We start from the raw sequence: 2,951 nt of genomic DNA on the forward strand, positions 1-2,951 counted from the left end.
CCCGAAATGCTCGCCGATTTCCCGGTAACTGGGCGGGTAATCGTGCTCGAGCGTGTAGGCGTGGATGTAGTCGAGAACTTCTTTTTGCCGTTTCGAAAGCGTTTTCATGCCGTATACGGTATCGAAAACTAGCCGAAAGTGCAAGGGGTTTTTGACGGGGAGGGCGCGGAGGGGGGGGAAAGGAGAAATTGACCGCGGATAAACGCGGATGGGCTTGGCGATGGCGGGGCGGTGCGGTGCGGGTGTCGGGCGAGTGGCATCGAGGTGCAGACAAGGCGGCAATGCAAAATGTGTTACGTCAAGACTTGACCCCATTCAGACCCCATTCACCATTGACCCCATTCACCATTCAAGCGACAACCTGCTCCAGAGATGGGCTTCCAGTATCCGCGAGCGCGGCGACTGCTTGCTCAGCTACCAGCCCGTGCTTCACCAGCGCGATCCCGACCACAAACTTTCCTCGCGCCTGCAAGCTGCCGGTTACCAGGAGCTGTTTGTGGATTATGGGATGCGAGTGTTGTGCCCGGCCAAGGCTTCCGCTCACGGAGACTCCCCCGGGCAGAGCAGCGAGTAGACCGGTTCCAGCTCGCTGCGGGTTTGGTAGCCGAAACTCTCGCGCAGTACGGAGACGAGCAGGCCCTCCCGGTCAGTAAAGGCTTTTGAGGTCACCGTGACATCGAGCACGCAGGAGCCGGCTGCCGCGATTTGGGAGGCGCAGCGCTGCAGCGCTTCCGGGCTTTGCTTCAGGCTCTCGGGATCGGTCCGGTGCTCCAGCAGCAGCTCCGCGGGTTTGCAGGCGGCGCTCAGCCGGGGGGACTCACTTCCCGTGAGCTGCAGGACGGTTCGCAGATAGTCTGCCATGTTCCAGGGGTGGACCGCCGTGGGCTGATCCTTCGGAAGCTCCTCTGCAAGTCTCGGGGCGATCTCCGACCAGACCCGGGGGAAGGCCGGGTGCTGGTTGGCATAGAGGAGCCCCGCGCTCAGCAGGCAGATGACGCCCAGAGGCGCGGCCACCGCCCAGCGGCTCCAGGCACGAGTCGCCTCCCAGCCTGCTGCTACCAGCAAATAGAGCGGCACGATCAGGTAGGCGTAGAGCCTCGGGAAGAAGACCGGCATTCCCAGGGTGAGCCCGCTGGCGATCGAGGCAAGAACCGCGCCGAGTGCCAACGTGATTACCAGGAGCTGCCGGGTGGGTAGTTTCAGGTCAGCGGCTTTCGCGCCCCGCCAGCACAGCCAGAGGACGGCCGCGCCCAGCAGCCACTCGATCAACACCAGCGCGGCGGGCGGTTCGGCAATCCAGTACCAGATCTGCACATTGAGCAGCAGGTCCGCCAGCACCGCCGGCGGCGAGGAGCGAAAGCTCGGGAACCCCATGCCGGTCATGATGAGCCGGTGCATGGGGACGCTCCAGAGGCTCGCGCCCAGCAGGATCGCCGCGAGGATCAGCAACGGGAGTTGCGAGAGCGCCAGGCGCCGCACGTGGCGACCCTCCAACCTGCCACGGCCGATCCAGAGGACGCCGAGCCCCATGGCCAGCAGCACCGGGAGGATCTGGAAACCGCCAAAGAGCAGCCCCAGCACGCCGGTGGCTACCGCCTTGCCAACGGGGAAGTCCTCGGGAGTTTGCAGGAAGTCCAGCATCAGGCCCAGCGCCAGGATCACGAAGATCGGCCCAAATGCGTATTCCTCGGCAAGCACGCCGCTGGCCAGGCTGAAGGGAGTCAGGGCCAGGAGCCAGCAGGCCCCCGGCAGTACCCGGCGCGGCAGGTGGCCGCGAAGGCAAATCCAGGCCGCCACCGGCCAGAGCGCCCCCAGCACCGCCGCCGGCACCCGAAGCCAGACTAGCGAGGCTCCGCTCTGCGCAATCAACCCGTACAGGTAGCCGCTCAACAGCGCTCCGCGGTAGGCATCAGCGGCCAGGATCGGATAGCGCCAGCTTGCCATGAACGAAGAAAGACGCGTGACCTCATCGGGGTTGAGCGTCAGCAGCGCCGCCAGAGCCGCGCGCAGCGCCAGGCCCGCCATGAACAGCCGTTTTGCCATCTCCCCTATGTAATGGCTCGGAAGGTCGGGGTAAATCGCCCCGGCCTGCCCGACGTAGCCCTGGCGCGCCCGTGTTTATGTGCGGATGGGGTCAGTGCGGATGGAGTGCGGATGGGGGAGTGCGGATGGGGTCAAGTCTTGACTTAACACCTTATAATCCCGTGCCAGTTTTCGATCCGCTTCCATCTACGCGCTCGTGCGCCTCTGTGCGATATGCCTGAATCGTGACCGACAAGAAATCCCACCGCAATGACGCATTCCGCATCAATCGCCCAACCGCGGCGATGTAAATTCTGCGGTCCATCTCGGGTCATTTCGGTCCATCGTGGGCCATCATGGGTCACGCCCCTTGCGTGAGTTTCTTTCTTTCCCATACTGAAAACAGAAGGGCCCCGCCTTCGCCGAGGCTTCGGCGGGCAGGCAGGCCCCAACGGTGTTGCGCTCCCCCGCCGCCCTTCGACAAGCTCAGGACAGGCCGGGGGAGCTGGCCGGGCAAGGCCGGGCTGTGGGGGCAGTGTGTACCACCCCCCTCTGCCCTGCGGGCATCTCCCCCGGCAGCGGGGGAGAGCTACGCGGCGGCGCGCTTTGCGCGCATTTCATCACGAAGGCGCGGTCCGGATTGACAGATTGCCCGCGCGCCTGCCCTGAGTTTACCGAAGGGTCTTCGAAGGTTCGACTCCGCCCCCCCCTCTCCCTTTGGGAGAGGGTCAGGGTGAGGGTTTCGTTACCGCCGCAACGAAACCCTCACCCGCGCCTTCGGCGCGACCTCTCCCAGGGGGAGAGGTGATGACGGAGCGGCCTTGCGCCGGCAGGTGCCACCTGCCGGAACAATCCCCGTGCGCGAAAGAGGAAAAAAAGGAGAAAAAATTTTGGAATTTGTAAACAACGCCTCCGTCATCCCGACCGGA

The 2,951-nt window shown here is 64.4% G+C and carries 2 protein-coding genes; both read right to left on the minus strand.

The genetic code is table 11. The annotated features are described in order from the left end of the window. Nucleotides 1-108, minus strand: a 108-nt coding sequence (locus tag KDH09_04580) for a repressor LexA (protein ID MCB0218948.1), incomplete at its 3' end; no start/stop codon positions are given. Nucleotides 109-540: 432 nt separating this feature from the next. Further along, nucleotides 541-2,043, minus strand: coding sequence for a hypothetical protein (locus KDH09_04585; GenBank protein ID MCB0218949.1), 1,503 nt, complete (start codon nt 2,041-2,043; stop codon nt 541-543). Nucleotides 2,044-2,951: the final 908 nt, after the last annotated feature.

This window comes from Chrysiogenia bacterium (assembly GCA_020434085.1).
Classification (GTDB): domain Bacteria; phylum JAGRBM01; class JAGRBM01; order JAGRBM01; family JAGRBM01; genus JAGRBM01.

What these genes read in the sequence shown, in the direction of transcription:
- KDH09_04585 (MCB0218949.1), bottom strand. Translation starts at nt 2,043, where the DNA reads ATGGCAAAACGGCTGTTCATGGCGGGCCTGGCGCTGCGCGCGGCTCTG.